The organism is Microvirga yunnanensis (assembly GCF_025460875.1).
In genome coordinates this window covers 23,924-47,411 of the sequence record NZ_JAMXFI010000036.1, presented here as the reverse complement: position 1 = coordinate 47,411, position 23,488 = coordinate 23,924, and the positions used below count along the sequence as shown (strand labels likewise).

The 23,488-nt window shown below is 65.9% G+C and carries 22 protein-coding genes; 11 read left to right on the top strand and 11 right to left on the bottom strand.

Translation table 11 applies throughout. From position 1 onward, the window contains the following. Window positions 1–236 precede the first annotated feature (236 nt). From NF876_RS18715 to NF876_RS18680, 8 genes are all read left to right on the top strand, one after another. Complete coding sequence (locus tag NF876_RS18715; protein ID WP_262270174.1) at window positions 237–1,055, top strand: DeoR/GlpR family DNA-binding transcription regulator; 819 nt, start codon at window positions 237–239, stop codon at window positions 1,053–1,055. A 36-nt stretch (window positions 1,056–1,091) separates the two neighbouring features. Next, complete coding sequence (gene rhaS / locus NF876_RS18710; protein ID WP_262270173.1) at window positions 1,092–2,087, top strand: rhamnose ABC transporter substrate-binding protein; 996 nt, start codon at window positions 1,092–1,094, stop codon at window positions 2,085–2,087. Between the two features lie 76 nt (window positions 2,088–2,163). Continuing rightward, window positions 2,164–3,681, top strand: coding sequence for a sugar ABC transporter ATP-binding protein (locus NF876_RS18705; protein WP_262270172.1), 1,518 nt, complete (start codon window positions 2,164–2,166; stop codon window positions 3,679–3,681). A gap of 25 nt (window positions 3,682–3,706) precedes the next feature. Next, window positions 3,707–4,726, top strand: coding sequence for an ABC transporter permease (locus NF876_RS18700; RefSeq protein ID WP_262270171.1), 1,020 nt, complete (start codon window positions 3,707–3,709; stop codon window positions 4,724–4,726). Further along, entirely contained in the window at window positions 4,723–5,769 is a 1,047-nt protein-coding gene (locus NF876_RS18695; RefSeq protein ID WP_262270170.1) for an ABC transporter permease, read from the top strand. The genes NF876_RS18700 and NF876_RS18695 overlap by 4 nt, the downstream gene beginning before the upstream one ends. Continuing rightward, window positions 5,766–6,089: an L-rhamnose mutarotase gene (gene rhaM / locus NF876_RS18690; protein ID WP_262270169.1), complete on the top strand. Its 324-nt coding sequence runs from the start codon at window positions 5,766–5,768 to the stop codon at window positions 6,087–6,089. The genes NF876_RS18695 and rhaM overlap by 4 nt, the downstream gene beginning before the upstream one ends. Window positions 6,090–6,093: 4 nt before the next feature. After that, a complete protein-coding gene (locus NF876_RS18685; protein ID WP_262270168.1) occupies window positions 6,094–7,467 on the top strand; it encodes an FGGY-family carbohydrate kinase in 1,374 nt (457 codons plus the stop codon). 202 nt (window positions 7,468–7,669) lie between these two features. Continuing rightward, window positions 7,670–7,882, top strand: coding sequence for a hypothetical protein (locus NF876_RS18680; RefSeq protein WP_262270167.1), 213 nt, complete (start codon window positions 7,670–7,672; stop codon window positions 7,880–7,882). A 51-nt stretch (window positions 7,883–7,933) separates the two neighbouring features. On the opposite strand, the gene NF876_RS18675 is transcribed toward NF876_RS18680, so the two are convergent. Further along, window positions 7,934–9,004, bottom strand: a complete 1,071-nt coding sequence (locus NF876_RS18675; RefSeq protein ID WP_262270166.1) for a GlxA family transcriptional regulator — start codon at window positions 9,002–9,004, stop codon at window positions 7,934–7,936. A gap of 162 nt (window positions 9,005–9,166) precedes the next feature. On the opposite strand from NF876_RS18675, the gene NF876_RS18670 reads away from it, so the two are divergent. Then, the gene (locus tag NF876_RS18670) at window positions 9,167–11,032 is read left to right on the top strand and encodes a tetratricopeptide repeat protein (protein WP_262270165.1); all 1,866 of its coding nucleotides are present in this window, start codon (window positions 9,167–9,169) and stop codon (window positions 11,030–11,032) included. Between the two features lie 107 nt (window positions 11,033–11,139). On the opposite strand, the gene NF876_RS18665 is transcribed toward NF876_RS18670, so the two are convergent. The 6 genes from NF876_RS18665 to NF876_RS18640 form a co-directional block, all read right to left on the bottom strand. Further along, on the bottom strand, window positions 11,140–12,414 hold the full coding sequence (locus NF876_RS18665) for an IS701 family transposase (RefSeq protein ID WP_262270164.1): 1,275 nt from the start codon (window positions 12,412–12,414) through the stop codon (window positions 11,140–11,142). Between the two features lie 257 nt (window positions 12,415–12,671). Then, window positions 12,672–14,546 (bottom strand): CHASE2 domain-containing protein, encoded by a 1,875-nt coding sequence (locus tag NF876_RS18660; RefSeq protein WP_262270163.1) that lies wholly within the window; start codon window positions 14,544–14,546, stop codon window positions 12,672–12,674. 7 nt (window positions 14,547–14,553) lie between these two features. After that, the gene (locus NF876_RS18655; protein WP_262270162.1) at window positions 14,554–15,111 is read right to left on the bottom strand and encodes a FecR domain-containing protein; all 558 of its coding nucleotides are present in this window, start codon (window positions 15,109–15,111) and stop codon (window positions 14,554–14,556) included. Window positions 15,112–15,272: 161 nt separating this feature from the next. Beyond that, entirely contained in the window at window positions 15,273–16,046 is a 774-nt protein-coding gene (gene tam / locus NF876_RS18650) for a trans-aconitate 2-methyltransferase (RefSeq protein ID WP_262270161.1), read from the bottom strand. Window positions 16,047–16,112: 66 nt separating this feature from the next. After that, window positions 16,113–17,282 (bottom strand): adenylate/guanylate cyclase domain-containing protein, encoded by a 1,170-nt coding sequence (locus NF876_RS18645; RefSeq protein WP_262270160.1) that lies wholly within the window; start codon window positions 17,280–17,282, stop codon window positions 16,113–16,115. Beyond that, window positions 17,279–17,434 (bottom strand): hypothetical protein, encoded by a 156-nt coding sequence (locus NF876_RS18640; RefSeq protein WP_262270159.1) that lies wholly within the window; start codon window positions 17,432–17,434, stop codon window positions 17,279–17,281. Before NF876_RS18640 ends, NF876_RS18645 begins: the two co-directional genes overlap by 4 nt. Window positions 17,435–17,470: 36 nt before the next feature. Here NF876_RS18640 and NF876_RS18635 point away from each other — a divergent pair, with 36 nt between their 5' ends. Then, entirely contained in the window at window positions 17,471–18,859 is a 1,389-nt protein-coding gene (locus NF876_RS18635; protein WP_262270158.1) for a dipeptidase, read from the top strand. Between the two features lie 184 nt (window positions 18,860–19,043). Next, window positions 19,044–19,868 (top strand): DUF2189 domain-containing protein, encoded by an 825-nt coding sequence (locus tag NF876_RS18630; RefSeq protein ID WP_262270157.1) that lies wholly within the window; start codon window positions 19,044–19,046, stop codon window positions 19,866–19,868. 53 nt (window positions 19,869–19,921) lie between these two features. Here the strand turns inward: NF876_RS18630 and NF876_RS18625 are convergent, their stop codons facing one another. Genes NF876_RS18625 through ctaD form a run of 4 tightly spaced genes read right to left on the bottom strand, consistent with a single transcriptional unit; the run spans window position 19,922 to window position 23,476 of the window. Then, window positions 19,922–20,257, bottom strand: a complete 336-nt coding sequence (locus NF876_RS18625) for a cytochrome C oxidase subunit IV family protein (RefSeq protein WP_262270156.1) — start codon at window positions 20,255–20,257, stop codon at window positions 19,922–19,924. A gap of 9 nt (window positions 20,258–20,266) precedes the next feature. Further along, window positions 20,267–20,989 (bottom strand): heme-copper oxidase subunit III family protein, encoded by a 723-nt coding sequence (locus tag NF876_RS18620; RefSeq protein WP_262270155.1) that lies wholly within the window; start codon window positions 20,987–20,989, stop codon window positions 20,267–20,269. A 14-nt stretch (window positions 20,990–21,003) separates the two neighbouring features. After that, on the bottom strand, window positions 21,004–21,702 hold the full coding sequence (locus tag NF876_RS18615) for a cytochrome c oxidase subunit 3 (RefSeq protein WP_262270154.1): 699 nt from the start codon (window positions 21,700–21,702) through the stop codon (window positions 21,004–21,006). Continuing rightward, window positions 21,695–23,476, bottom strand: a complete 1,782-nt coding sequence (gene ctaD, locus NF876_RS18610) for a cytochrome c oxidase subunit I (RefSeq protein ID WP_262270153.1) — start codon at window positions 23,474–23,476, stop codon at window positions 21,695–21,697. Before ctaD ends, NF876_RS18615 begins: the two co-directional genes overlap by 8 nt. Window positions 23,477–23,488 lie beyond the last annotated feature (12 nt).

The following is a 23,488-nucleotide window of genomic DNA, read 5'->3' as shown; positions in this document are numbered from 1 at the left end:
CCTGATCGCTCGCAAGGGCGCAATCGGCCCCGGATTTGAGGCGAAAGGTGGCGGGACGCTCCGACGATGTCAACCAGAAACGATCAAATATGATCAATTGTGATCATTATACGAAGGTACGATCACAAGATTGATTGACTGTGATCGGTTTACGGCTCAGTCTCAGCCGGAACTTGCGTGAATCTGAAAGGTCTTGGATCCTTCCGATCACCGTCGCGCCGCACTGTCGAGGAACCATGCACGAACGTGAAAGGCACCGGATCATCCTGAGCGCCGTCCAGGAGAAGCCGGTCGCGACAGTCCAGGATCTCGTGGAGCTGACCTCCGCCTCGGAGGCCACGATCCGCCGCGACATCGCGGCCCTGCACGTTCAGGGGCGGCTGCGGCGCGTGCGCGGCGGCGCGGAGGCCCTTCACCCGGCCCAGGCCCAGATCGGCAGCCTCGCGGCCAAGCCGTTCCGCGTCTCGGAGGCCGAGAACATCGCCAAGAAGCGCGCCATCGCCCGCGAGGCCGTAGCCCTGTGCACCGAGGGCGACGCCATCATCATCAACGGCGGCACGACCACGTTCCAGATGGTGCATTATCTGACCGGCCGACGGCTCCAGGTCTTCACGAACTCGTTCGCCATCGCCGAGCATCTCGTCAAGCATTCGAAGAACCAGGTGATGCTGCCGGGCGGCTCGATCTATCGCGACCAGAGCATCATCCTGTCGCCGTTCGAGAACGACGTGACGCGCAACTTCTATGCCCGCCGCATGTTCATGGGCGCTCAGGGCGTCGGCACGCTGGGCGTCATGGAGCAGGACGCCCTGATCATCCAGGCGGAGCAGAAGCTCATCAATCAGGCGGACGAGCTGGTCCTGATGGTGGATTCCACCAAGTTCCAGCGCCGCTCGAGCCTCATACTCTGTCCCCTCGACCGGGTCTCCACGCTGATCACCGACGACGCCATCCCGGATTCGGCCAGGACCATGATCGAGAATGCGGGAATCAAGCTGATCATCGCCGGAACGACGGCGGGCGATCAGTCCGTGGAATCCTCATCGGCGGCCTGAGAGCCGGCGGGAGGTGCTTTGAAAGGGAGGAAGAACATGAAGGCATTTGCAAAGCTCGCCCTCGGCACGGCGCTGGGTCTCGCCCTGTTCGCCGGCCAGGCCAGCGCCCAGACCATGAAGATCGGCTTCGTGGCGAAATCCCTCGGCAACGGCTTCTTCGAGGCGGCCAACAAGGGCGCCCAGGAAGCCGCCAAGGAGCTCGGCGGCGTCGAGGTGATCTATACCGGGCCGACCACCACGACCGCCGAAGGGCAGATCGAGGTGATCAACGCGCTCATCGCCCAGCGCGTCGATGCGATCGCGATCTCGGCCAACGATCCGGACGCGGTCGTCCCGGCGCTGAAGCGGGCCGCGCAGCGCGGCATCAAGGTGATCTCCTGGGATTCCGCCGTCGGCAAGGACGGGCGCATCGTACACCTCAACCCGTCGTCGAACGAGCTGATCGGCAACATGTGCCTGAAGCTCGCGGCCTCCCATCTGCCGGACGGCAAGGGCGATTTCGCCATCCTGTCGGCCACCTCCACCTCGACCAACCAGAACACCTGGATCGCCGAGATGAAGAAGCAGCTTCCGAAATATCCCGGCCTGAACCTCGTCACCACCGTGTACGGCGACGATCTGGCCGACAAGAGCTATCGCGAGGCGCAGGGCCTGCTGAAGTCGCATCCGAACGTGAAGGTGATCGTCGCCCCGACCACGGTGGGAGTGCTCGCCGCCTCGCAGGTGGTGAAGGATGCCGGCAAGATCGGTCAGGTCTACGTGACGGGCCTCGGGCTTCCGTCCGAGATGGCCGGCGCCGTCCATTCCGGCGCTACTAAGGAATTCGCGATCTGGAACCCGATCGATCTCGGTTACTCGGCCGCGCAGATCGCCTATCGCCTCGTGAAGGGGGAGACCGACGGCAAGCCCGGTTCCGAGATCAATGCCGGCCGCATGGGCAAGATCAAGATCGGCGACAACGGCGAGGCCGCCATGGCCGACCCCTTCGTCTACGACAAGAGCAACGTCGACGAGTTCGCCAAGATCTTCTGAGATCGCTCCAAGCCATAGGGGAGGGCGCGGAGAGCCGCGCCCTCCCTGCACTCATCGGCGATTGACAGGCTTTTCCATGTCCGTGGTTCAGGCGCTTCCCGAGATCCAGGTCCCGCTTCTGGAGATGCGTGGCATCTCCAAGTCCTTCCCGGGGGTGAAGGCGCTCGATCACGTGGACGTCGCGCTCCATCCGGGAACGGTCACGGCGCTCATCGGCGAGAACGGGGCCGGCAAGTCGACCCTCGTGAAGATCCTCACCGGGATCTATCAGCCGGACGAAGGCGAGATCGTCGTCGACGGCGTTCCGGTGCATTTCGCCAATGCCGAGGCGGCGATCCGGAGCGGCATCACGGCGATCCATCAGGAGACCGTGCTGTTCGACGAGCTCTCCGTCGCCGAAAACATCTTCCTCGGGCACGCGCCCAGAAACCGTCTGGGCTTCGTCAACTGGGCGGCCATGAACGCCCGCGCGGCGGCGCTGCTCTCCTCCATCGACGCGCCGATCAGCCCCTACGCGCGGCTGAAGGATCTCTCGATCGCCCATCGCCATCTCGTGGCCATCGCGCGAGCCCTGTCGGTGGAAGCCCGTGTGGTCATCATGGACGAGCCGACCGCCGCGCTCTCCTACAAGGAGGTCGAGGACCTCTTCCGGATCATCGAGCGGCTGAAGAAGCAGGGCAAGGCCATCCTGTTCATCAGCCACAAGTTCGAGGAGGTCTACCAGATCGCCGAGCGCTTCGTGGTGTTCCGCGACGGCCGGTCCATCGGGTCGGGCTTGCTGGCACAGACCGGGCAGGACGAGATCGTGCGCATGATGGTCGGCCGGTCCGTCGACCATGTGTTCCCGAAAGCCGACGTGGCGATCGGCGCGACCGTCCTGAGGGTCTCGGGCTATTCCCATCCGACCGAGTTCGACGACCTCTCGTTCGACCTGCGGCGGGGCGAGATCCTGGGCCTGTACGGCCTCGTCGGGGCAGGGCGGTCGGAGTTCTGCCAGGCCCTGTTCGGCATCACCAGGCCGAGCGCCGGGTCGGTCGAGCTCGAGGGGCGTCCCATCGCCATCCGGTCGCCGGCGGACGCCATCGCGGCCGGCATCGTCTACGTGCCCGAGGAGCGCGGCCGCCACGGCGCCGTGCTGCAGATGCCGATTGTCCAGAACATCTCCATGGCGACGCTCGACCGGACCACCCGGGCCGGCTTCCTCCGGCAGGCGGAGGAGTTCGCCCTGGCCCGGCGCTACGCCGAGCGGCTCGATCTTCGCGCCGCCGCGCTCTCGGTTCCCGTCGGCACCCTGTCGGGCGGGAACCAGCAGAAGGTGGTGATCGGGAAATGGCTCGCCACGAAGCCGAAGGTCATCATCCTGGACGAGCCGACCAAAGGCATCGACATCGGGTCGAAGGCCGCCGTGCACGCCTTCATGAGCGAACTCGCCGGCGAGGGGCTGAGCGTGATCATGGTGTCGTCCGAACTGCCGGAGATCCTCGGCATGTCCGACCGCGTGATGGTGATGCGGGAAGGCCGGATGGCGGGCCTCTGGGAGCGCGGCGGCCTCGATGCCGAGACGCTGGTGCGCGCGGCTACGGGCAACGTCTGACGGACAGGGAAGCTGGAAGGGACCGATGAGCCGAATCCTGAAATACCGTGAACTCCTGCTGGTCGCGATCATCGCGGTCCTGATCGCGGTGTTCTCCGTTCGGGCGCCGGGCTTCGCCGCGCCGGAGAGCCTCGCCAACATCTTCAACGACACGTCCATCCTGATGATCCTGGCGCTCGGCCAGATGGCCGTGATCCTCACCCGGTCCATCGACCTGTCGGTGGCCGCGAACCTGTCCTTCACGGGCATGGCCATCGCCATGACGAACGCGGCCTTTCCGCAGATCCCGCTGCCGCTCCTCGTCGTGGCCGCCATGAGCCTCGGTGCGCTGCTCGGAGCGATCAACGGTCTCATGGTCTGGAGGATCGGCATTCCGTCCATCGTGGCGACGCTCGGCACCCTGACGATCTATCGCGGAATGGCGTTCGTGCTCTCGGGCGGCGCCTGGGTCAACCAGACCCAGATGACGCCGTCCTTCCTCAACACGCCGCGCGCGTCCCTGCTCGGGCTTCCGCTGCTCGGCTGGACGGCCATCCTGGTGATCGCCGTCATCAGCATCGTGTTCACCCGCACGGTATTCGGGCGTGCCCTCTACGCCGCCGGCGGCAATCCGACGGCGGCGCTCTATGCGGGCATCGACGTGGGCCGCACCCGCTTCTACGCCTTCGTCCTGTCGGGCGCCCTGGCGGGCCTGTGCGGCTATCTCTGGGTGTCCCGCTACGCGGTCGCCTATGTGGACATCGCGGCCGGGTTCGAGCTCGACACGGTGGCGGCCTGCGTGATCGGCGGGATCTCGACCCTCGGCGGCATCGGGTCCGTCGGCGGCGCCGTCCTCGGCGCCCTGTTCCTCGGCGTGATCAAGAACGCGCTTCCGGTGATCAACATCTCGCCGTTCTGGCAGATGGCGATCTCCGGCTTCGTGATCATCGTGGCCGTCCTGTTCAATGCGCGGCAGGAGAAGCGGAAAGGCCGGCTCATCCTGCGCGACGCCGTGAAACGCGGTCCGGTGCCGACACCGGCACAGACCGAAGGAGCCGCCGCATGAGCACGCTCACCCTGGAGAAGCAGCCGGTTCGGCGCATTCCCGACAAGCTCTCCACGCCGGCCGGCCGCGTCCTCGGCAGCTGGGAGGCCCTGCTGGCCGCCGTCGCCATCGTGATCTTCATCGCCAATTCCTTCGCGTCGCCTCACTTCCTCGACCCCTGGAACCTGTCTGACGCCACCTACAACTTCACCGAGAAGGCGATGATCGCCTTCGCCATGACCCTGCTGATCATCTCGGGCGAGATCGATCTCTCGGTCGCCGCCATCATCGCCCTGGCCTCGACCGCCATGGGGGCAGCCGCGCAGGCAGGCTTCCAGACGCCGGCGCTCGTCGGCATCGGACTCGGGGTCGGGCTGCTCTGCGGAGCCTTCAACGGGCTCCTGGTCGCGCGAATCGGCCTGCCCTCCATCGTCGTGACCATCGGCACCATGAGCCTGTTCCGCGGCATCGCCCAGATCGTCCTCGGCGACCGGGCCTATGGCGGCTACCCTTCGAGCTTCGCGTGGTTCGGACAGGGCTACATGTCGGACTTCTCCTGGTGGCCGACGCTCCCCGGATTCGAGGTGGTGACCTTCGAGATGGTCGCGTTCGTGATCCTCGCCGTCGCGTTCGCCATCCTGCTCCACTGGACGGTCTTCGGACGCTGGATCTACGCCATCGGCAACAACGCCTTCGCGGCGCAGTTCTCCGGCATCCCGGTCCGACGCACCAAGTTCGCCCTGTTCCTGATGACCGGGCTCATGAGCGGCTTCGCGGCCGTCTGCCTCACGTCCCGTCTGGGCTCGACGCGCCACACCATCGCGGCCGGCTGGGAACTCGAGGTGGTCACCATGGCGGTGCTCGGAGGGGTGAGCATCCTCGGCGGCTCCGGCACGATCCCGGGGGTGGTGCTGGCCGCCATCGTGATGGGGCTCGTCACCTTCGGGCTCGGCCTCCTCAACGTTCCCGGCATCGTCATGTCGATCTTCATCGGCCTGCTGCTGATCCTCGTGATCGCGCTGCCCATCGTCGTCCGCCGCATCCGCTCGAGGAGCGCCGCATGAGTGCCCGAGAAAAAGTCGCGTTCAAGATGCAGCTCAATCCCGGCATGGAGGAGGAGTATCGTCGCCGCCACGACGAGATCTGGCCGGAACTGGTCGAGCTCCTGAAGGATGCCGGCGTCGAGGACTATTCCATCCACCTCGACCGGGAGACCGGCATCCTGTTCGGCGTTCTGTGGCGGCGGACGGACCACCGCATGGGGGATCTGCCGAGCCATCCGGTGATGAAGCGCTGGTGGGCCCACATGGCCGACATCATGGCGACGAACCCCGACCATTCGCCGGTCGACAAGCCGCTCGTCACCGTCTTCCACATGGCGTGATCCCATGAAAGTCGCCGTGCTCGACGTCGGCAAGACCAACGTGAAGGCCGTCATCGTCGATGCCGGCGCGAGGCGTGAGCTTGCCGCCCGCACGCGCCCCAACCGGGTGCTGACCGACGGGCCCTATCCGCATTTCGACGTGGACGGGATCTTCGCGTTCTTCGTGCAGTCCCTGAAGGAGCTCAACGCCGAGCACGGGTTCGATGCCGTCTCGATCACCGCCCACGGCGCGAGCGGCGCGCTTCTCGGGACCGACGGGCTCGCGCTGCCGGTCCTCGACTACGAGTTCCGCTACGCGCCGGAGATCGACGCCGCGTATGACGCGATCAGGCCGCCCTTCTCGGAGACGTTCTCGCCGCGCCTGCCCGGCGGCCTCAATCTCGGAGCGCAGCTCCACTATCAGAAGACCGCCTTCCCGCGGGCTTTCGCAGATGTGCAGTCCATCGTCACGTATCCGCAATATTGGGCTTGGCGGCTCACCGGCATCGCCGCGACGGAGGTGACGTCCCTCGGCTGCCACACCGATCTCTGGCGGCCGAGGCAGGGGACGTTCTCCTCGCTCGTCGAGAGGCTGGAGATCGGTGACAGGCTGTCCCCCGTCCAAAAGCCGTCCGATCGTCTCGGCTTCGTGGCGCAGGACATCGCCGCAATGATCGGTCTTGCCCGTCCCGTGCCGGTCTATTGCGGCATTCACGATTCCAATGCGTCGCTGCTGCCTCATCTCGGCCAGCACCGGGCGCCGTTCGCCGTGGTCTCGACCGGCACATGGGTGGTGATCTTCGCGGTCGGCGGCGACCTCGATCACCTGGACCCCAAGCGCGATACGCTCGCGAACGTGGACGCCCTCGGGCGCGCGGTGCCATCGGCCCGCTTCATGGGAGGGCGTGAATTCGAGCTGCTGACAAAAGGCCAGGGGACGGCGACGCCGGACGCCGTCCGCCGTATCGTGGAGGAGCGCATCCTCCTGACGCCCGGCGTCGTGCCCGGATGCGGGCCGTTTCCCGCTGCACGCCATCGGATCGTCAACGCTTCGAACGATCTGAACCCCGATGAGACCTATGTGGCGGCTTCGCTTTACGCGGCTCTCATGACGAAGGTCTGTCTCGATCTCACCCGCGCGGCAGGCCCGGTCATCCTCGAGGGCCCTTTCGCGCGCAACGCCCTCTATGCGGAAGCCCTGTCGAAGGCGGTCGGGCGCACGGTCATTCCCGTTTCCGGTTCGACCGGAACGAGCATCGGGGCGGCGCTCCTTGCGCTCGGATCGTCAGATCCGCGCGTGCCGAAGGAGGAGCACGCACTCGCCTTCAGCCGGCTCCCGGCCGCATTTCCGGAGTATGGTGCCGAATGGCATCTCCTTGTGCAGAAGGATGCAGCCTGAAAGCCCCTGGAGCACCGTCGGGCTGCTGGACGCAAGCCGACGGATGCCCGACAGGGATCACCCAGCGTCGGGCCATCTCGTGTTCGATAAGAAGTTCATATGTATCGTTAGATCGTTCCATACGCATTAACTCGTTATAGTAAGAACAGCGATTAACCCTATCCTTAATCTGCCATATTCCAGCCGCACTGCGACGCTTAGCTTGAAGCACAATGACGTTGAAACATTGGAAAAGCGAAACAGGCTGCTGATGAAATTGGAACGAAAGAACCTAACGCTTCCCGCAGACACGAGCACTATTCTGTCTGAACTGGAACGCACGATGGTCGCATCGATCGCTCTGATGAAACGCCTGCGGCGTGAGAGAAGGCGTTCGGTCCGGGTCGAGCGCTCGGGCGAAGAGCAGAGCGCGTGACAGACGCGCGTTCGACGCAGTCTTGAAAACGGCGGCGCGGCTCTTTGCCTTTCACCATGGGGGTCCTGCAGGAACCTCGATGCGTGAGCCGCGCCGATCGACGGGACTCGCAATGGACGACGCTCCGAAGCGGCTTCGATAATCCGTCGGACAAATGCCCGTGTGGCGCTTGAACAGATCCCGGAAGAAAATCACGTCGTCGTAGCCGACAGCCCGGCTCACCTCCTGGATCGTCTGCCGCCCGTCCTCCAGCAATCGCTTCGCCATGGTCACCCGGACGATGTGAATGTAGCTCATCGGCGTGTGCCCGGTCGCATCCTTGAAGCGGCGGATGAAATTGCGCGGGCTCATCCCGACTCTCGCGGCAATGGCATCCACGCCGATGGACTGGCGAAAATGCTGGTGCACCCAATCCTGCGCGCGCTGGATATTCTCGTCCCTGTGGTCCCTGCGCAGGACGACATCGGCAAAGGTCGCCTGCCACGTCCGCGGCATCTCGATGAGCAGGGCCTTGGCGCATTGCAGGGCGATGTCGCGGCCTGCAAGCCGCTCGACCAGATAAAGGCTCAGGTCGGCGGCCGAGTTGATGCCCCCGCTGCAGGCGACGTTTCCGGCATCGGTGATCAGGTAATCCGGCTGCCAGTCCACGTCAGGGAAGCGCTCGCGATACACATCCGCCAAGGCCCAATGGGTCGTTGCACGCTCCCCGTCGAGCAGTCCAGCCTCGGCGAGCAGGGCGACGCCCGAACAGACACCTGCGATCTTCGCTCCTGCCTCGGACCATGTCCGCAGCCAGGGGATGACGCCGGCATTGCGCTCGATGACCGCGTCGATGGAATAGCCCGTCTGCATCAGCGTCTCGAGCGGCAGCCCGCCTGCCGGCACGAAAACGAGGTCCGGTCGCTCCACGGCCTCGACGGCGCTGGAGGGAAGAAGCGACACCAGATGGTCCGTCACGGCCGGGCCACCTCCCAGGGAGGCCGTCGTCACGCGAAATCGCGGTTCCGGTGCCGTGCCGCTGAGAAGGTTCCAGAGGGTTCCGGCATTGCGGAAGATTTCCATCGGGAGAAGGGCCGTCGAGGCGCATCCGCCATTCAGGAACAGAACGACCACATGGAGCATCGCGCGTCTCCCTGGCAGTCTTGCCCCCTCACGTTGTCATGATCGCCTCTCCCGGGCAAGCGAACTTCCAGGCACAGTCGAGCGGAGTTCGCCGCGTTTGCGGCTGGTGCCGGACGCGCGCGCCGACGCCATTCCCTTCCATCACAACGGGAATTTGTGCTCATGACGCCCCTCATCTTCCAGCGCAGCCGCCTCTCGGCGCGAGCCCTGCTGTTCTCCGCAAGCGCCGCAACGGTGATCGCCACGGCAGGTTCCGCCGTCGCATGCCCGCTGGGATCTCACGACAGCCCGCGGGTTCGCATGCTCCACGCCCTGCAGATGTCGGGCTCGTCCGGCGCGGCGCATCATCGGGATGTCGCCCAGCTTCAAGGGCAGCCGAAGCGCACGGAACTCGGCACCTACAGCCGCGACCTGCCGAAGGGCGCCGCGGCCCCGCGCGCGGACGGACGGCCGCCCCTCTACGGCAATCTGGGCCAGCTGTCCTGGGCCGTGACCAAGGACCGGACCGGTCAGGCGCAGGCCTATTTCGATCAGGGTTACCGTCTGGGCTGGGGCTTCAATCACGCGGAGGCGGCGCGTTCCTTCCGGGCCGCGCAGGAACTCGACCCGAACTGCGCCATGTGCCTGTGGGGCGAGGCCTGGGTTCTCGGCCCGCATATCAACTATCCGATGGATGCGGACGCGAATGCGCGCGCCCTCGTCGTGCTGGAGAAGGCGCGCAGCCTCGCGGCGGACAACGGAGACCTCCAGGTCGCCCTGGTGGCGGCGCTCTCGAAACGCCACTCGGCCGATCCCAAGGCGGATCGCAAAGCATTGGATCAGGCCTATGCGGACGCCATGGAGGAGGTGCAGGCCCGCTTCCCGCAGAACGCCCATGTGGCGCTGCTCACGGCCGACGCCCTCATGAACCTCACGCCTTGGGACTACTGGACGGATGGCGGCAAGACGCCGAAGGGAAAGACGGCCAGGATCGTCGAACTGATCGAAGGCGTTCTCGGAGCGCGACAGGTCGGGTCGCTCGAGGCGTATCCGGATCATCCCGGCGCGATCCATCTCTACATCCATGCGGTCGAAGCGTCGGACAATCTGGAGCGGGCTGTCCCGCACGCGGAGCGGCTGGAGAAGCTGATCCCGGGCGCCGGTCATCTTGTGCATATGCCGAGCCATCTCTGGTACCGGCTCGGCCGCTGGCGCGACAGTCTCGACGCCAATGTGCGTGCGGAGGCGGCCGACGAGGCGTTCCTGAAGCAGGGAAGCGCGAGCCTTCTCTATTCCGAGGCCTATTACGCCCACAACGTCCATTTCGTCATGGTGTCTGCTCTGACCGGAGGCGATGGACGCACCGCGGTCGCAGCCGCGCAGAAGCTCTCCGGCATCGTGTCGGATCGGGCCAAGCGCGAGGTACCCTGGACGCAGCCGATCGCCGCCGCGCCCTACAACGCGCATGCGCTCTTCTCGATGCCTGAGGATGTGTTGGCTCTCCCGAAGCCGGAGGGAGACTTCCCCTTCGTCGAGGCGGCCTGGCACTACGCCCGCGGCGTGGCCCTCGCCCGTCTCGGGCGGGCGGACGAAGCCCGGGCCGAAGCGGCCGCGATCGAGAACCTGGCGAAGAGGCCGGAGATTACCGCACTGCCGGATGCCGGCGTGCCGGGGCCGGATGTGATGACCATCGCGGCCCATGAGATCGAGGCCCGGATCGCGCAGGCCGCGGGGGATCAGGCGAAGGCGGCGTCTTTGTTCGCGGAGGCGGCCGCCATCCAGGACCGGCTGCCCTACATGGAACCGCCCTACTGGTACTACCCGGTGCAGCAATCCCTCGGCGCGGCGCTCATGGCCCAGGGAAAGCCGGCGGAGGCCGAGGCGGCGTTCCGCGCCGCGCTCCAGCGTTCGCCGAACAACGGATGGGCGGCCGCGGGGCTGCTCCGCGCCGCGCAAGCGCTGAACGATCGGACAACGGTCGAGGAAGCCGAGGCCCTGATGCGGAAGAACTGGTTCGGCACGGACATGCCGGCGCCGGATCGGCTCTGAACCGTTCGCCTCGGACGGAAGGCCCTAGCATTACAGTTGCGCCCTCCGCTTGCGATGTGAGGTTTGTGCCATCGCCTGATGGGCGCGGCGCCAGGCGGACCAGGCAATCACGAAGGCGGGCTCGATGCGTCGCTGCTTAAGACGTGTGGCCACGCGGCGGATTTCCTGGACAGACCAGCGGACCAACGCTTCAGCTTGGCTTCGTCGCTTCTTTTTTGGGGTGAGGTGAGAGTATTGGCGCGCTGGCGCACCACTGCCATCATGGCAAACGCCAGCATCACCAGCGACACATGCCGATGCCAGCCATGCCACGAGCGCGTCTCGTTGTGGGTGAGCCCCAACTCGGTCTTCGCCGTCTCAAAGGCATCTTCAATCGCCCAGCGCTGGCCTTCCACCCGCACCAGGGTCTCCATCGGCGTGCCGGCTGGACACCAGGTCGAGAAGAACGCCAGATCCCCATCAGAGAGGCGGCGTCGGATCAGCAGCCCCCGTGTCCATAAGCCGGTGAGATGCTCGTTGTATTCCTCCGCCGCGAGATCGGCGAGTTCGAGATAAGCCCAGTCATACAGGCGCGCTCCCTTCGTACCATCGCCGGCTGACAAGCGCGTCCAAGCCTCGGGAGAAAGAGCCTTGGCAATCTGCTCGGCCGTGCCGGCCACTTCGGGCTTTTCGATCCAGGACGAGAACTGATCGCTGGCATGCGCGCCCAGCACATAGCCCTTGCCGGCCCGGCGCAGCTGCATCTCGAACCGGCCCACACCATAGATCGTGTCGGTGGCCACCCAGTCGAACGGCACGCTGGCCGCAAGAGTGCGCTCGATCATCTGCGCGGCGATCTCAGGTTTGGTCACGAAGCGGATGCTGTCAGGTACCTGAGCCGCCGCAAGGCGCTCGGGCTTGTTCGTCCAGTCCTGCGGCAGATACAGCTGACGATCGATGAAGGCGCAGCCCTTGTCCGATACGTAAGCGGCAAACACGCCGATCTGGCAATTTGCGATCTTGCCCGCCGAGCCGGTGTACTGCCGGCCCACGCCACACGAGTGCTGGCCCTGCTTGAGAAAGCCGGTTTCATCGATCACCAGTACCGCCCCAGGTGAGGCGAGCGTCTCGAGCGCATACTCGCGCACCATGTCTCTCAAAACATCGGCGTCCCAGTGGCTGCGGCCGAGCACCGCCTGCTGGCGCCAGGGGCCTGAGTCGCCTGCGGCCTCGGCCCGCATCCAGCCGGTCTTGCGCCGCTCGGGGCCGAGCACCCCATCGAGGAAAGCCGCCGCCGAGGCGCCGACACTGGGATGAGCAAACAGCGACTTGAGATCGGTTTTGACCTGACGCAACTCCACACACCAGAGCTCGAGCATCTGCTCGATGGCCACACCCGTCATGGCAGCCTCCTGGGTCAGATCAGGAGATTATGAGCTTATGAGCGGCATCTGCAACTGTAATGCTAGAGCATCGGACGGACCCAGAGGGCCACGCCAGTGAAAAGTGGATCCGGTTTTCGCTGGCGCGGCCCGCTGGGTCCGTTCTGACCGATGCTCTCATGCAAGAAGAAAGCATCGGATGGATCCCAAAAGTGCAAGTCCACTTTTCACGTCCGATGCTTTAAGACGGCTCCAACGGGCCATCCGAGCCGTCTCCATCACCTCGCCGGGGGCGGCTCTCTTCGCCAGAACCACGCCGGGATCGAGCCTGCGCGACCGCGGATCGGGGTCGCCTGCGGGCCGTCGAGGCTTCCCGATCGAAGGACGGAGCGAATGGGTCCGGCCGCCTGCAGGAGGGCGTCGCTCAAGGCGACGTCGGCACCGCGTGCGGCCGCCACTTCCATCAGGCGGCTCGCGACGTTGACCGTGTCGCCTGTCGCCGTGATGTGCTGGTGGCTGTCGCCCCCGAGGCGCGACGCGAGGATGCCGCCGTAGTGGGCGCCGATCTTGAAGCCGAGGCGCGTCGCGATCCGCACCGGCAGGGCGGCGAGCCAGATCTCCATGCGGGCGCAAAGCGCGAGGCAGGCCGCCAGGGCATTGCCGGCATCCTGGGGCGAGGGGTCCGGCAGGCCGAACAGGATCATGGCGCCGTCGCCCATGAAGGATGCGACGATCCCGTGATGAGCGACCGCTTCCTCGTCGACGAGGGTGTGGAAGCCTCGAAGCACTTCCCGTGTTTCGTCGAGGGGGATGATTTCGGTCATGCCGGTGAACCCCGACAGGTCGATGAAGATCACCGCCGCCTGCTGGCGGATCGGCTGCATGAGGAACGTCGGGTCCTTCGTCAGTCGCTCGGTCAGGCTCGGAGGCTGGAATCTCCGCAGGGTCCTGCTCTGCGCGCTCAGGCGATCCGCCCGGCGGCGGTCGAGCCAGAGCTGCGCTGCCCCGAAGAATGCGACCGCCGGTCCGGCGGCCAGGAGAGGCAGGGATGCGCTGAGCCAGATTCCGCGCGTGAAGGCCGCGGCGGTGACGCCGATCCACCCGAGGGCGATGCCGGCGATCAGCGCAAAGCCCCAGACGCTGCGCTGCCACGAGAGCAGGAGAACGAACAGGACAGGAAGGATCACCGCCATGGCGGCATCGACCGAGCGCACGCTCCCGTCCCTCACGAGGCCGTCGCCTTCCGTCAGATGGGCGATCGCCGTGGCCAGAACCTCGACGCCCGGAAGCACTGGGTCGAAGGGGGTCGAAAAGGTGTCGCCGCCGCCCGTGACCGTCGCGCCGATCACGACGGTTCTGCCGCGAACGGCGTCCTCCGCGAGGGTGCCGTTCAGAACCTCGGAGGCGCTGACCGTGCGGATGGTTCCGCCCGGGCCGTAGAAGCGGAGCGGCAGGGCGTATCCCGCCTCGGTTCGGATCGATGCGCCGCCGAGGTCGATGCCGTCCGGACGCAGAACGGGATCCTGCTTCGCGGCCACGGAGGCGGCCCGCAGCGGGAAGGACGGAACGATCCGGTCGCCCGACCGGAGCAGGAGGGGGACGTGGCGCGGAACGCCTGAGGCGTCGATCGCGATGTTGACCACGCCAAGGGCCGCTGCGCCGGCCAGGGAGCCGAGCGGCAGGAGGACGTTGGCCGCCTCAGGGAGGCGGGCGTCCAGGCCGCGGTCGCCCGGATCGCGCGAAGCGTGCTCGCCCGGCTTGAAGACACCTGCGGCGGCCACAACGCTCGGCGCTTTTCGCAGCGCCTCGGCGAGCGCGAGATCGCCCTCCGGTGGGCCGGGGTCGATGAACAGAATGTCGAGCGCGATCACGTTGGGCTTCATAAGCGCCAGGGACGAAACCAGCCGCGCCATGGTGGCTCTCGGCAATGGATAGGACCCGGTCGTCTGGATCGTCCGGTCGTCGATGGCCACGATGGTGATCGCGTCCGGAGCGGGACGTGGCCCCTGGATCACGAACCGGAGATCGGCCAGCGGCGCTTCCACGCGGTCGAGGAGATCGGAGCCGCCTCGCCAATGCGGCAGGGCAAGGCAGGCCCCCCAGAGCCCGGCCAGTGCTGCGGCGATCAGGGTCGAGGCATGGCGCAGCCTCATGAGGAGATTATCGCCCGAACCGCGCCAGGAGCGCGGCCGCGCGCGCGGCGGGCCATCGCCTGACCACAAGAGGCGCCGTCCCGGCCTCCACGTCGACGCCTTCGCCGGGGCTGAGCGTGACGCTTCCGGGCCCGCCGCTCGTCCGCCGCACGGCGACGCGGCCGGCCACCACGAAAACCGAGGTCCTGCCTCCCGCGACATCGACGGCCCATTGCGTGCCGCGCACGGCCGCGATGGCTTGCGGCGTGCGCACCTGGAAACTCCGCCTGCCGGTTGTTGCCGGCGCGTCGACCAACACCGCGCGGCTTCTCAAATCGACCGCGTCCGGACGGGCGTCGCGGTTCTGGTCGACGAGACCGAATTCGGCTCCCGTCTCCGCCTCGATCGTGAGGCCGTCATGGCAGCGCAGAACCTGCCTCTGCGGCGCTGCCGTCGGCTGCATGACGCAGCCGATGCCCTGTGCGTCGGCGCGCCCGATCCCGGCAAGACACAGGACGAGACCGGGCAGGAGGAGCCGCGTGACGGCCGCACGCGGTGCGGAGGGTCCGATCTGACACGATGCCATGCTTCAATTCCGGCGCCGGCGACAGGCAGGTTCTTGCGGGAGGACAAATTTCGCCGCTTATACTATGGAAGCCGAAGCCGGGCCAGGGATGTGCTGGATAGCACGTTCCGCTCCGGGCAATCCGTGCCGCCTCGAACCATCGATGCGATGGCGCGATGTCTTCACAGCCTGCGTGCGACGAAGAAGAGGCGCGGGAATCGCAGCAGGACCTTTCCATCGCGCTGCACCGGATAGGCCTGCGCGATCTCGGCCTCGTAGCGGCGCAGAAATTCCGGACGGTCCTCATCGGAGAGGACATCCAGATAGGGCTTCAATCCGGTGCTCTTGAACCACGCGACGATGGCCTCGGGGCCGTCGAGCGGATGAACATAGGTCGTCTGCCAGAGATCGACCGTGCATCCGGCCTGCCGCAGCCAGCCGTAATACTCGGCGAAGGATCCGATCGCCTCCCGGGCATCGGCAGCCGGCGCGAGCCGATCGGTCCACGGTCCTTCCTGCGCGACCCTGGTCATGAGCCGATGGGAGGGCTCGTCCAGGTTGTCGGGCATCTGAACGGCCAGGCATCCGCCCTCCTTCAGGAACGAGATCAGGCGGGCGAGGAGCCGGGCGTGATCGGGAAGCCATTGGAGGACGGCATTGGCGAAGATCAGGTCGAAGCGCTCGTCCGGTTGCCAGCTTGCGATATCGCGCTCCTCGAACTGCAGATCCGGCAAGCGCTGGCGCGCCTTGGCGAGCATGTCCGGTGAATTGTCGAGACCGAGGATCCGCGCTCCCGGATAGCGCCTGGCGATCAGCTCCGTGCTGTTTCCCGGGCCGCAGCCGATATCGACGCAGTGCGTCGCGGCCTCCAGCGGAACACGCCCGAGGAGATCGACGGAGGGGCGGGTGCGCTCGTCCTCGAATTTCAGGTACTGCCCAGCGTTCCAGTCTGCCAATGGCGGATCCTCCTCATCGCTTCGCGCGAAGTCGCAGCGGATGAGGTCGCTATCTACAGCAGAAGCTCAATCAGGAGGAGCGAAAACCTGCTGGGGACGGTCGACGCCCCGCAGGCGATGGCGGCCGAGATCGACGAGCGGCTGACCGAGCTCCCGGGCGAAGACCCGGGACATGACTACCGGTCGATCGAGCTGTTTGGCCAGATCGAGGAGCCGGCTGGCGCGGTTCACGGCCGGGCCGATGACCGTGAAGTCGAGCCGGTGAGACGCGCCCACGTTGCCATAGGCGACCTCGCCGACATGCAGGGCGAGGCTGTGCGTCAGCGGCGCTCGGCCCGCGGACCTGCGGACGCCGTTCTCGGTCTCCGTCCTCGAACAGAACTCCCGGGCGGCCGCGAGGGCGCTCCGGCATGCGGACGCGCTGGTCTGCTCCGGTGACGTCGGGAAGATGGCCAGGACGGAATCGCCGATGAATTTGAGCACTTCGCCGCCATGGGATTCGACCACCTCGCCGATGATCCCGAACCACGCGTTCAGGTCGGCGAGCACGTCCGGAATCGGCGAGTGCTCCGACAGGGACGTGAAGCCGCGCAGATCCGTGAACCAGATCGCGGCTTCGATGAGCTCCACCGCGCCGCGATCGACCCGGCCCTCGATGATGCGCTGTCCGGTGCGAGGTCCGACATAGGTGTCGAGCAGGTCGATGGCGATCCGCCGCAGCACATGGCGCTCCAGGTAGGGGCTCAGCAGCTTCGCGGCGTATCCCAGCCGGTCGATCTCGGACGGATCGAAGCCCCGGGGATCGCGCGTGGCGAAGGAGATCGCCGCGGTACGGGTCTGATCCAGGAACGGAAGCGGGTACATCACGTAATCCGTCGCGCCCGACGCTCTCAGCTCCTCGAGCAGCGGCATCCCAGGGCAGGGTGCATCGAGCCTGCGGCGGAAAGGTGCGCTCGTTTCATCCACGATGCGGGTCGGACTGTTGAGATAGGACGGCGATGTCGCTGCGGTGGCCCTGTCGGATTCCCGCACGGAGACGCTCTCGTCCATCCAGACATGCTGCCAGCCGCTGACTTCCGGATGCAGGACCTCCAACCCGAGGGATGCGCGCCAGATCGGCTCGCCCGCCCGGACGAGCTCGCGGCAGAAGCCGGCGAACAAGTCCCTCACAGTCTCGTGCGGTGCCCGTTCGATCAGCCAGCGCGAGATCCCGTCGATGCGCTCCGGAGCGTTCATGTCTGACTCGCCATGATGCCCCATCTGACCATTCCGGCGACGGTCTGGCAAACCGGCAGGAGCGGGGCCTTGCCCTCGGAAGCGACGATTCTCCTTTTACGGATGCGGCGGAGCCGGTAGAACACACGCCCCGCCCGGATATTCTGCGCCATGGCCGTGTCATCGGGGCGAGCAAAGAGGAACCTCCCGTGACAGATCATCTTCCCGCCGTCCTCGATCGGATCAATGCCGACCTGGACAAGAGCCTCGAGCGTCTCTTCGCGTTCATCCGCATCCCCAGCATCTCGACGGATCCGGCCTACAAGGCGGAGTGCCGTCGGGCGGCGGAATGGCTCGCGGCCGAACTGCGTGACCTGGGCTTCGATGCCTCGGCGCGCATGACCCAGGGCCATCCCATGGTTGTCGGCCATCAGGTCCAGGCGGCGAGGGGGCCGCATGTGCTGTTCTACGGCCATTACGACGTGCAGCCCGTCGATCCCATCGAGCTGTGGACCACGCCTCCCTTCGAGCCGACCCTCGTGGCGGCCCCCAACGGCGACACCTGGATCGTCGCGCGGGGAGCCTCCGACGACAAGGGCGCCCTGATGACGTTCATCGAGGCCTGCCGGGCCTGGAAGGCGGTTTCCGGCACGTTGCCGGTCCGGGTCTCGATCCTGCTGGAGGGGGAAGAGGAATCCGGCAGCCCGAGCCTCAAGCCGTTCCTCGAAGCCCATCGGGAGGAACTGTCGGCGGACGTCGCCCTCGTCTGCGACACCGACATGTGGGACAACGACACGCCGGCCGTCACCACCATGCTGCGCGGCCTGGTCGGCGAGGAGGTGGAGATCACCTGCGCCAGCCGGGACCTCCATTCCGGCATGTTCGGCTCGGCCGCGCGCAACCCGATCCATGTGCTGGCCGAGATCCTCGCCACGCTGCGGGACGGCGAGGGCCGGATCACCCTGCCGGGGTTCTACGACGGGGTGCAGGAACTCCCTGCCGCCGTGAAGGAGCAGTGGAGCCGTCTCCCCTTCGACGAGGCCGGGTTCCTCGGACAGGTGGGACTGAGCGTTCCGGCGGGCGAGCAGGGGCGCAGCATCCTGGAGCAGATCTGGGCCCGGCCGACCTGCGAGGTCAACGGGATCGTCGGCGGCTACACGGGCGAGGGCTTCAAGACGGTCATTCCGTCGACGGCTTCGGCCAAGGTGTCCTTCCGGCTCGTGACGGGTCAGGACCCCGCCCAGGTTCGCGAGGCCTTCCGTGCGCACGTGCGCGCCCGGGTTCCGACGGATTGCTCCGTGACGTTCAAGGAGCACGGCGGCAGCCCGGCTCTCAGCCTGCCGCTCGACGGGCCCTGGCTCAAGCCGACCCTGGATGCGCTCACGGAGGAATGGGGCCGCGAGGCGGCTCTGGCCGGCACCGGCGGGTCCATCCCGATCGTCGGCGACTTCAAGCGGATGCTCAACATGGATGCGCTCATGGTGGGCTTCGCACGATTCGACAACCGCGTGCACTCGCCGAACGAGAAGTACGATCTGTCGAGCTTCCATCACGGCATCCGCTCATGGGCTCGGATTCTGGCCGCATTCGCACGTTAGTCATGCGTGACTGGCTTGCCGCCTTCGGATCGGAGCCGCGAGGTTTCCGGTCCCGATCCGGGGCGACAGGCGGATTGTTCGGGCGTATACTCAAAGCATAGGTTACGGTTTCGCGTGACCCACCGGATGCCGCACGCACGGCCGTGATCTCAACTGCCAAGGTTTCAGCCCTGGAGGAGCGATTATGGCCAACTTTCACATTGTCGCCGGAGCAAGCGAGGTTCCGGCACATCCGGTCGTCAGAAGGATCACGCCTGCCGATCTGAAGGAAGCCCTGGCGAAGGGGTTCGACGACTTCTGGGCCATGCCGTCACACCTGGTGTTTCTCGGGCTGATCTATCCTGTCGTCGGCGTCTGCCTCGCCGCTCTCACCTTCAGCAACAATGCGCTGCCGCTCCTCTATCCCCTGGCCTCCGGCTTCGCGCTGATCGGCCCTATTGCCGGCATCGGCCTCTACGAGATCAGCCGCAGGCGGGAACTCGGCCTGTCGACCTCCTGGCAGGATGCGTTCAACGTCCTGAAGTCACCCTCGATCCCGTCGATCATCGCGCTCGGCGTCCTGCTGCTGGCGATCTTCCTGACGTGGCTGACGACGGCGCGCCTCCTCTATCAATCGATCTTCGGCTACGAGGTGCCGGCATCCTTCGGGCAGCTCATCAGCCAGGTGCTCACGACATCCGAGGGCATGCGCCTGATCGTCCTGGGCAACATCGTCGGGTTCGTCTTCGCCGTGGCCGTGCTCAGCATCAGTGTGATCTCGTTTCCGCTCCTCCTCGACCGGGACGTCGGCGCTGCCGTCGCCGTCTACACGTCGGTCAAAGCGGTGGTGATGAACCCGCTCACCATGGCCTTGTGGGGCCTCATCGTGGCGGCCGCGCTCCTCATCGGGTCGATCCCGCTCTTCGTCGGACTCGCCATCGTGATGCCCGTGCTGGGACACGCCACGTGGCACCTCTACCGCCGGGTCGTGGAGCCGCCGCATCCTGACGATGCTCACCCGGTGAGGTGAGGAACTTCTCGGGAGAGTCCCGAAGGCGGCCCTCGGCGGGCCGCCTTCGCCGTTCAGGGCCCTGGTCCGAAGAATGCGATCCTGGACAGGAGCGTGTAGTCGGATTCGAGCACCATGATGGCCACGAATACCAGGACGGCGCTGATCGGCACCAGGATGGCGTAGACGAGGGACAGGCGCTCCCATGCCATGTGCATGAAGACGGCGACGATCAGGCCCGCCTTCAGCAGCATGAACAGGATGATGAGGGAATACCTGAGCAGCCCCTGGAGCTGGAAATAGTCCACGAAATAGGAGCAGGCGCTCAGGATGAACAGCCAGGCCCAGACCACCAGGTAGAGCTTGATCGGATGCTGCTGGCCCTGCGCGTGGGTTGCTGAATGTGCCATGGTGCATTCTCACCAGAGATAGAAGAAGGCGAAGATGAAGACCCAGACCAGATCGACGAAGTGCCAGTAGAGTCCCATGATCTCGACGGATTCGTAGCGCCCCTTCCGGCTGGTGAAGAAGCCCCGCCGCTCATGATCGTAATCGCCGCGCCAGACCTTCCGGGCGATGACGAGCAGGAACAGCACGCCGATGCTCACATGGGTCCCGTGGAACCCGGTGATCATGAAGAACGACGAGCCGAACTGCGCCGCGCCCCAAGGGTTGCCCCAGGGGCGGACGCCTTCGTGGATCAGCTTGGTCCATTCGAACGCCTGCATGCCCACGAAGGTCGCGCCGAGCAGAGCCGTGACCAGCATCAGGACCGCCGTCTTTCTGCGATCGCGCCGGTAGCCGAAGTTCACGGCCATCGCCATGGTTCCGCTGCTGCTGATCAGCACGAAGGTCATGATGGCGATCAGGATCAGGGGAAGGGACCTGCCTGCGATGGTCAGGGCGAACACTTCGCTCGGATTGGGCCAGGGCACGGTCGTCGACATCCGGGCCGTCATGTAGGAGATCAGGAAGCAGCTGAAGACGAAGGTGTCGCTGAGCAGGAAGATCCACATCATGGCCTTGCCCCAGGACACGTTCCGGAAGGCCTGCCGGTCGGAGGAAAAGTCGGTCGCGATGCTGCGCAACCCCGTCGCCTCCGCGTGGGTCGTCCTCAACTCCGTCAGAACCTGTTCCGCCATGTGCAGAACCCCTCTCAGGTCAGCAATTGCCGACAGATGTCCACAAAGTCTCCCGCCCAGCCGGTCAGCACGCTCAGGAAGACGAGCCAGGCGAGGAACAGAAAGTGCCAGTAGGTGGCGCAGAGCTCCACGGAGAGCCGAAGGGAGCGGGTGGCGGTCTCGCGCCATGATCTCTCGATGGTCCTTCCCAGAGCGACCAGTCCGCCGAGCAGATGAAGACCGTGGACGCCGGTCAGGACATAGAAGAAGGCGTTGGCCGGATTGGCGGCCAGAAGGTAGCCTTCGCCGGTCAGCTGCCGCCAGGCCAGGAGCTGGCCCGAGAGAAACGCCAGGGCGGAAATGCCCGCGGCGAGCAGACCGGCCCTGAGCCCGGGCAGGTCGTCCCGCCCGGCAGCCGTCCCGGCCCCATGCAGCGCAAGGCTGCTCAGGGCGAGCATCGCCGTGTTGAGCCACAGAATTCCTGGGATCGGCACGTCGCGCCAGTCCGGCAGCTGCATGCGCATCGCATAGGCGCTGATGAACAATGCGAACAGGGAGCCGACGACCGCCAGGAAGATTCCGAGCCCGATCTTGGACGGCGGGATCGGATCCGCTTCCGGCAAGGCGCCGGTCGCTCCGTGTTCCAGCCAGGGCTTCGAAGCCAGGCCCTGGCGGGCGAGCCACCAGGCGGCAACGACGGCGAGCAGGCCCAGGAACAGCAGGATGCTAGCCATGGAGCGATCCCGGCGCTGCCCGGGTGATCCCGGGCTGGTTCTGCGGCAGGAAGTCCTGATCGGCACCAGGGACGCTGTAATCGTAGGCCCAGCGATACACGACGGGCAGGTCCTTGCCCCAATTGCCGTGGGGCGGCGGGGTCTCGGGAGTCTGCCATTCCAGGGTGGTGGCCCGCCAGGGGTTGCCGCCGGACGGCCGTCCGTGGCGCAGGCTCCAGAACAGGTTGAACACGAAGACCAGCTGGGTCGCGCCGACGATCAGGGCCACGATGGTGATGAAGGCGTTGAGGGTATGGGCCGATGGCGGGACGAAGGCCATCTCGCCCAGCTCGTAATACCGGCGCGGGATTCCCATCAGGCCGAGATAGTGCATGGGAAAGAAGATCGCGTAGGCTCCCAGGAACGTGACCCAGAAGTGGATCTTGCCGAGCGTGTCGTCGAGCATGCGCCCGGTCACCTTCGGGTACCAGTGATAGATCGCTCCGAAGATCACCAGGATGGGGGCAACGCCCATGACCATGTGGAAATGCGCGACCACGAACATCGTGTCCGACAGGGGGACGTCCACCACCACGTTGCCGAGAAACAGGCCCGTAAGGCCTCCGTTCACGAAGGTGACGATGAACGCGAGGGCGAACAGCATCGGGACGGTCAGGTGGATGTTGCCCCGCCAGAGCGTGAGGATCCAGTTGTAGACCTTGATCGCCGTGGGCACCGCGATGATCAGGGTCGTGGTGGCGAAGAAGAAGCCGAAATAGGGGTTCATGCCGCTCACGTACATGTGGTGGGCCCAGACCACGAAGCTCAACGCCCCGATGGCGAGCAGCGCCCAGACCATCATGCGGTAGCCGAAGATGTTGCGCCGCGCATGGGTGCTGATCAGGTCCGACACGATGCCGAAGGCCGGCAGGGCGACGATGTAGACTTCGGGATGGCCGAAGAACCAGAACAGGTGCTGGAAGAGCAGGGGGGAGCCGCCGTTGCGTTCCAGGGGCTGACCCATCTCGACGATGGCCGGCATGAAGAAGCTGGTCCCGAAGATCCTGTCGAAGAGCATCATCACGGCGCCGACGAAAAGGGCCGGGAAGGCGAGAAGAGCCATGAAGCTCGCGGTGAAGATCCCCCACACCGTGAGAGGCATGCGCATCAGGGTCATGCCGCGCGCCCGCGCCTGCAGAACCGTCACCACGTAGTTCAGACCGCCCATGGTGAATCCGATGATGAAGATCATCAGGGAGACGAGCATCATGATGATGCCCCATTCCTGGCCGCCCGGCGTGCCGGAGAGGATGGCCTGCGGAGGATAGAGCGTCCAGCCCGCGCCGGTCGGGCCGCCGGGCGCGAAGAAGCTCCCCACCAGGACCAGGACGGCGAGCAGATAGACCCAGAAGCTCAGCATGTTGACATAGGGAAAGACCATGTCGCGCGCGCCGACCATCAGGGGGATGAGGTAGTTGCCGAAGCCGCCCAGGAACAGGGCCGTGAGCACATAGACCACCATCATCATGCCGTGCATGGTGATGAACTGGTAATAGGCGTTGGCATCGATGAAGGAGAACACGCCCGGGAAGCCGAGCTGCAACCGCATCAGCCACGACAGCACGAGCGCGATCAGCCCGACCGAGAGCGCGACGAACGAATACTGGATGGCGATGACCTTCGCATCCTGGCTGAAGACGTATTTCGTCACCCAGCTATGGGGATGATAGAGTTCGACATCTTCGACATCCGCCGGGACGCCGACTCCGGCAGGACCAAGTGGCACGTCGACCATCGGGAGGCTCTC

Bases quoted from the DNA above. Each gene is read 5' to 3' on its own strand.
- NF876_RS18715 (WP_262270174.1), top strand. From the start codon at position 237: ATGCACGAACGTGAAAGGCACCGGATCATCCTGAGCGCCGTCCAGGAG.
- rhaS (WP_262270173.1), top strand. From the start codon at position 1,092: ATGAAGGCATTTGCAAAGCTCGCCCTCGGCACGGCGCTGGGTCTCGCC.
- NF876_RS18705 (WP_262270172.1), top strand. From the start codon at position 2,164: ATGTCCGTGGTTCAGGCGCTTCCCGAGATCCAGGTCCCGCTTCTGGAG.
- NF876_RS18700 (WP_262270171.1), top strand. From the start codon at position 3,707: ATGAGCCGAATCCTGAAATACCGTGAACTCCTGCTGGTCGCGATCATC.
- NF876_RS18695 (WP_262270170.1), top strand. From the start codon at position 4,723: ATGAGCACGCTCACCCTGGAGAAGCAGCCGGTTCGGCGCATTCCCGAC.
- rhaM (WP_262270169.1), top strand. From the start codon at position 5,766: ATGAGTGCCCGAGAAAAAGTCGCGTTCAAGATGCAGCTCAATCCCGGC.
- NF876_RS18685 (WP_262270168.1), top strand. From the start codon at position 6,094: ATGAAAGTCGCCGTGCTCGACGTCGGCAAGACCAACGTGAAGGCCGTC.
- NF876_RS18675 (WP_262270166.1), bottom strand. From the start codon at position 9,004: ATGCTCCATGTGGTCGTTCTGTTCCTGAATGGCGGATGCGCCTCGACG.
- NF876_RS18670 (WP_262270165.1), top strand. From the start codon at position 9,167: ATGACGCCCCTCATCTTCCAGCGCAGCCGCCTCTCGGCGCGAGCCCTG.
- NF876_RS18665 (WP_262270164.1), bottom strand. From the start codon at position 12,414: ATGACGGGTGTGGCCATCGAGCAGATGCTCGAGCTCTGGTGTGTGGAG.
- NF876_RS18660 (WP_262270163.1), bottom strand. From the start codon at position 14,546: ATGAGGCTGCGCCATGCCTCGACCCTGATCGCCGCAGCACTGGCCGGG.
- NF876_RS18655 (WP_262270162.1), bottom strand. From the start codon at position 15,111: ATGGCATCGTGTCAGATCGGACCCTCCGCACCGCGTGCGGCCGTCACG.
- NF876_RS18645 (WP_262270160.1), bottom strand. From the start codon at position 17,282: ATGAACGCTCCGGAGCGCATCGACGGGATCTCGCGCTGGCTGATCGAA.
- NF876_RS18640 (WP_262270159.1), bottom strand. From the start codon at position 17,434: ATGGCGCAGAATATCCGGGCGGGGCGTGTGTTCTACCGGCTCCGCCGC.
- NF876_RS18630 (WP_262270157.1), top strand. From the start codon at position 19,044: ATGGCCAACTTTCACATTGTCGCCGGAGCAAGCGAGGTTCCGGCACAT.
- NF876_RS18625 (WP_262270156.1), bottom strand. From the start codon at position 20,257: ATGGCACATTCAGCAACCCACGCGCAGGGCCAGCAGCATCCGATCAAG.
- NF876_RS18620 (WP_262270155.1), bottom strand. From the start codon at position 20,989: ATGGCGGAACAGGTTCTGACGGAGTTGAGGACGACCCACGCGGAGGCG.
- NF876_RS18615 (WP_262270154.1), bottom strand. From the start codon at position 21,702: ATGGCTAGCATCCTGCTGTTCCTGGGCCTGCTCGCCGTCGTTGCCGCC.
- ctaD (WP_262270153.1), bottom strand. From the start codon at position 23,476: ATGGTCGACGTGCCACTTGGTCCTGCCGGAGTCGGCGTCCCGGCGGAT.